This is a genomic window from Treponema endosymbiont of Eucomonympha sp., from assembly GCF_001028545.1.
Genome location: NZ_BBPW01000067.1, coordinates 1 through 4,757, shown reverse-complemented (window position 1 = coordinate 4,757; position 4,757 = coordinate 1). Strand labels below are relative to the sequence as shown.

The 4,757-nt window shown below is 52.8% G+C and carries 6 protein-coding genes and 2 pseudogenes; 4 read left to right on the top strand and 4 right to left on the bottom strand.

The window, feature by feature from the left end:
- From AWU74_RS12640 to AWU74_RS10240, 3 genes and pseudogenes are all read left to right on the top strand, one after another.
- Positions 1-197 (top strand): annotated as a pseudogene (locus AWU74_RS12640) (hypothetical protein); the annotation flags it as partial.
- A 113-nt stretch (positions 198-310) separates the two neighbouring features.
- Positions 311-553, top strand: a complete 243-nt coding sequence (locus AWU74_RS10245) for a hypothetical protein (RefSeq protein WP_162504781.1) — start codon at positions 311-313, stop codon at positions 551-553.
- A 253-nt stretch (positions 554-806) separates the two neighbouring features.
- A complete protein-coding gene (locus AWU74_RS10240) occupies positions 807-1,505 on the top strand; it encodes a DUF3800 domain-containing protein (RefSeq protein WP_162504780.1) in 699 nt (232 codons plus the stop codon).
- 579 nt (positions 1,506-2,084) lie between these two features.
- On the opposite strand, the gene AWU74_RS04085 is transcribed toward AWU74_RS10240, so the two are convergent.
- From AWU74_RS04085 to AWU74_RS04075, 3 genes are read right to left on the bottom strand one after another with little or no spacing between them, the layout of a single operon-like run.
- The gene (locus AWU74_RS04085) at positions 2,085-2,939 is read right to left on the bottom strand and encodes an HhH-GPD family protein (protein WP_062327914.1); all 855 of its coding nucleotides are present in this window, start codon (positions 2,937-2,939) and stop codon (positions 2,085-2,087) included.
- Positions 2,923-3,486, bottom strand: coding sequence for a (d)CMP kinase (cmk, locus tag AWU74_RS04080; protein ID WP_062327912.1), 564 nt, complete (start codon positions 3,484-3,486; stop codon positions 2,923-2,925). The genes AWU74_RS04085 and cmk overlap by 17 nt, the downstream gene beginning before the upstream one ends.
- A 17-nt stretch (positions 3,487-3,503) precedes the next feature.
- Positions 3,504-3,863, bottom strand: coding sequence for a TraR/DksA family transcriptional regulator (locus AWU74_RS04075; protein WP_062327909.1), 360 nt, complete (start codon positions 3,861-3,863; stop codon positions 3,504-3,506).
- A 117-nt stretch (positions 3,864-3,980) separates the two neighbouring features.
- On the opposite strand from AWU74_RS04075, the gene infA reads away from it, so the two are divergent.
- Complete coding sequence (gene infA / locus AWU74_RS04070; RefSeq protein WP_062327905.1) at positions 3,981-4,199, top strand: translation initiation factor IF-1; 219 nt, start codon at positions 3,981-3,983, stop codon at positions 4,197-4,199.
- A 273-nt stretch (positions 4,200-4,472) separates the two neighbouring features.
- Here the strand turns inward: infA and AWU74_RS04065 are convergent.
- Positions 4,473-4,757, bottom strand: a pseudogene (locus AWU74_RS04065) (flavodoxin family protein); the annotation flags it as partial.

The window sequence follows — 4,757 nt, the reverse complement described above, 5'->3', positions numbered from 1 at the left end:
CACAGCAAACTATGGAATATTTCATTAAAATCGTTTTCGGCACCCTCAAACGCTGGCGAGGAATCGCTACGCGCTATGCAAAGCTTACCGTTTCCTTCATCGTTGCTATTCATATCAGGTGTTTTCCTTTACATCCACCTTCAAGTCCACACTACCTAGTGTTACCATTACCACGCCTTCTTTTATACCGGCAGTAGAGATTAAGAGAGCTTATCCTTTCGGTCCCGCCACCGAGAGCTATACAGACAGGCCTAATAGCGGCGGTTATATCTATTACTTTGCAGCAAATCCTACATTTCCTGCTTCATTCTTGAAACCAGAAAATGTAACGGTAAAAAGCAAAGAGGGTGCAGAAGGAACTGTAAGTAAATTCTGTCTAGCAAAAGACGGGGGGACTGATTTGATAGCAGATTGGCTGGGTGAACTAACCGGCAATTATGGAACATATGCAATTGGTTTCACGTTGCCTTCTGAAAGTTCAGAAGTAACTTTTCAATTTAATATTGAAGAGGAAAACGGATTCTATATTTCTGAACTGCCAAGCAAGCTTTAAAAAGACCCCTTCAAACAGGCGGGCTCAAGGCGTAACGGCTTTGAGCCCGCCTGTTTTATGTTATATGCCTTAAAGCGGCGAGGCGGGGGCAAACGGCGGGGAGGGGCATGATTAGGAGGCATAAAAATTTATTGAAACCGCTTGACACATATCTAAAAATCGTATATCTCTTACATTAAGAGTTGGGAGTACCGCCCTTGTGGTACGTTGAGCGATTGTCTCACCCAACTCTCTTTTTTTGTATAGGGTATAAATGTATTTGCTGTATATGGACGATTCCGGCTCTGTTACAGACAGCAAATGCAATCATTGTGTGCTGGCGGGCTTTACCGTTTATGAAACAAAACCATATTGGATAGAGCAGGCTTTAAACGGCATTATTGCTAAGTATTTACCGTTACACCCCGACGTAGAATTACACGGGTCGCCTATGCGCTCCGGTCACAAAGAATGGCGCGGAATTTCTCAAAATATTCGTGAAAATATCATTATGGAAGTATTGCGTCTTATTGCATCAGATAGAAATATTAGATTATTTGCGTCGGTAATTGCGAAATCGGCAACGTCAAATACGGATATTTCCGGTGATTTGTTCACTCAGGTTGCGAGCCGTTTCGATATGTTTTTAGGGCGTGTGTACAATAAACAGAATAAGAAAAATCCGCAGCGGGGAATAGCAATTTTTGACAAGTCTACTTCTGAATTAACAATTCAGCGACTATCCCATGTTTTTACAGCAACAGGGCATCAATGGGGAAAACGTTTAAATAATTTTGCTGAAGTTCCCCTTTTTCTTGATTCAAAAATGTCCCGCTCTATTCAAATGGCGGATTTAATTGCATATTCAATTTTTAGACACTTTGAATATAAAGACAGCAAATATTTTTCAGTGATACAAAATTGTTTTGATACTGACGGCAAAGCCATTCATGGATTACATACGCTTGTATAATATTCTGTACAACAGAAAAACAGGTTGGTATTTCGTCTAACATACGAATTACGCTTCGTCGCTTTGCTCCTCGACAGGAGAAACCCCAGTTGAGGCGGAGTGCTTTTGTGGACGTAGACGTATGACAAAGCGCAAAAAAGCAGGACAGAAAGCCCCGCTCTTTTTATGCCCTGCCCGCTGCAAGAGGCGGCGGCTTCAAACGACGGCGGGCAAAAGCCGTAATACGGATAAGGCGTTCGGCGGTAGCCGAACGACCGAGTTCCCTGAAGGAACTCTGCATAGAGGTAAACATAGAGAGCTATAGGGCGGATAAGCGCCTACCGAGAAGGCTTCGTTGAAGTTTCCACCAGTGGGACTACCGAGCGGGCTTGCCGAGCAATCCGACCGACAGGCGAAAACCTATATGCCATAGTACGGATAAGTGCCTGCCGAGTTTATCAAGAAGGCTTGCCGAGAACTTCCACCCACAAGGCTATCGAGCGATTCGCCGAAGGCGAAAACCTATATACCGTTCACCCACCCTATGTGCGAGTTTCCTCAAGAAACTCGCACGTTACCCGTGCAACGCACAGGTAACGCTTATCCCGCGGCGATAGCGCAGGCGTCCCCGTCTTGCTCGATGATTCGCTCCGCGGCAAGCGCCGCCGCCGCCTGTTTTATCCGCTCATAGCCGACCGATTCGCGCTCGCTTATCGCGCGCAGCGAAAGCGGCTGATAGGCGCCGCCCTCCGCGTTTGCCGAAAGCGCGCGCAGAATCGCGCCCCGCGCCTGCCGGAGCGAGCCGGCAAAACGGCTCTGCTTCGCGTAATGCGCGCTCGCGCGGTTCGGGTTCCGCACCGCCTTCTTGAGCTGCGCGCCGTAATCCATAAGCGCGTAATACCACACGCGGGGCTCGCCGCGCTCCAGCGTCTGCTCGACGAGCGGCAGGATTTCGCGGTCGTGCACGGAACCGGGCGGCTGTCCGCTGAAAAAATGGAACAAAAACACCGAGCGGATATTCGTCTCTATGAACACCTCCGGCTTGCCGAACGCGAACGTGCTCACCGCCCGCGCCGTGTACGCGCCGATTCCCGGCAGCGCGTCCAACGCGTCCGCGTCGCGGGGAAAGACGCCGCCGTAGTCCGACGCGACGGTTTTGCACGCTTCCCACAAAAACCGCGCGCGCCGGTTGTAACCGAGACCGTTCCACAGCGCGAACGCGTCGGGCAGCGGGCTTGCCGCGAGCGCCTCCGCCGTCGGGAAGCGGGCGAGCCACGCGGCGTATTTCGGCACGACGCGCTCCGTCTGCGTCTGCTGCAGCATGATTTCCGAGACTAAAACGGCGTAGGGGTCTTCGGTTTCGCGCCACGGGAACGAGCGCCCACGGCGCCGGTAGTTTTCGTGGATTGCAGCGCGGAATTCGTCCCGCTCAGCGGCTTCAAGCAGGCGCGGCAAGGTTCCTCCGCGCCAGTTCTTCAAGGATGCTCAGGATGATTTGCTCGGGTTCCGCGGCTGCCGCGTCGACGACCATATCGGCAAACGCATAGTCGCCGGTGTCGATTCCGTACAGTTTTTTGTAGCGCGCGCTGTCTTCGGCGTCGCGCTTCAGTGTAAACGCGCGTATGTCAGCAATGACGCCGCCCTCACGGCGGAGAATGCGGGCGGCGCGCGTCTCCGCGTCGGCGTCTAGGTAGACTTTCAGGTCGGCGCATTTCAGCACCCAGATTGCGAGCCGCGAGCCGAGCACGCAGGAACCGCGCTCTGCAAGCTCGACCTGCTTAGCGTCAACGGTTCTGTCGAAGCTGTCGTCCGTCCGCGCCCGTTCCAGTATCTCGGCAAGAGACAAGCCCGTCTCCCCGGCGAGCGAGCGGAACGTGTAATTGACGAACGTTACGCCGAGCGCTCGCGCCAAAAGGGCGCTCGCCGTGGTGTTTCCGCAGCCGCTTCTCCCCGAAACGGCGACGCGGACTGTCATGCCGTCCGGTATCCGATACAGCCCCATGCAAACCGGCCCGCGGGCTAGCGGTTGCGGCGCTCGTCGGCGACCTTGCAGTCGACGCACAGCACGGCGTGCGGAATCGCCCTGAGCCGCGCTTCGGGAATCGGCTTGCCGCACGCCACGCACAGCCCGTATTTTCCTTGGTGGACGCGGGAAAGCGCCGAATCGATGAACTGTAGCCGGTTAAAATCTTTCGTCCCGAGCGCTTCGAGCATTTTGCGGTCGACCGTGTCGGCGGCTTCGTCGATAACGTCCCCGATTTCACCCCCTTCCTCGGTGAGCGCGCGGAATGCCGCATTCGTATTCGTCAGATTGCCGAGCAGCTCGGCGCGCTGTTCGGTCAAAACCCTCTCGATTTCCGCGACAAATTCTTTGGTCATTTCCAGCTCCTGCGGTTGACAAAGCATAATTTATGCATAGAATTATACGAATGAACGGCGAAAAAGACAACAAAAACAAGCTGGCATTCGTTCTTTTCGGCGTGTTTCGGAGGATTCGTGGCTAAAGAAGAGGCTATAGAAGTTGAAGGATTGGTGAAAGAAGCGCTTCCCAACACCATGTTTCGGGTTGAACTGCTGAACAAGCACGTCATCCTCGCGCATATGTCGGGAAAAATGCGCAAGCACTATATCAGGATTGTCCCCGGCGACAAGGTAAAAGTCGCCCTCTCCCCCTACGACCTGAACCGCGGGCGCATAATCTTTCGGGAACGGTAAGCGCCCGCCGTATACTCGGCGCAAAATTTCGTTCTGTATATCATTTCTTATAACGCACACGCACCACAGAATTCATAGGTTTTTGTGCCTCCTGCACAGAAACGAGCGCAAGCGATATTTTTCGCCGCACTGAAAACAGAACTGTGCGCGGTGCAAAATGTAGGGCGGAGCCATGTAACCCTTTTTTGCAATGCGTTCGGTTAAGCGAAGTTTCCCCTGCAACCGCCCGCCGACACGGAGGTTGTCAGGCGTACAATAATTTATAAACAGACGCTAAACGGTTTCACCATTTTTTCTGCCGCCAGCCATTGCCTTTGCCGCCGCATAAATCGCAGGCTTCTTGTAATCGCTATTCCAGCGGTTTACGCCGATATAGTCAAAGATAACGGCGTTTGTATGCCGGCAGAAGCGATCCATTTGCTCAAGGCAGGTGAGCATACCGTTACCGCTGCCGCCCGGAGAGGCGATAAGCAAGACTTGCTTGCCGGAAAGCGCGCCGTTTGAGTTCATCATGTTTTCACAGCGGCGAAACCGGTCAAAAAAGCATTTGAGCGACTC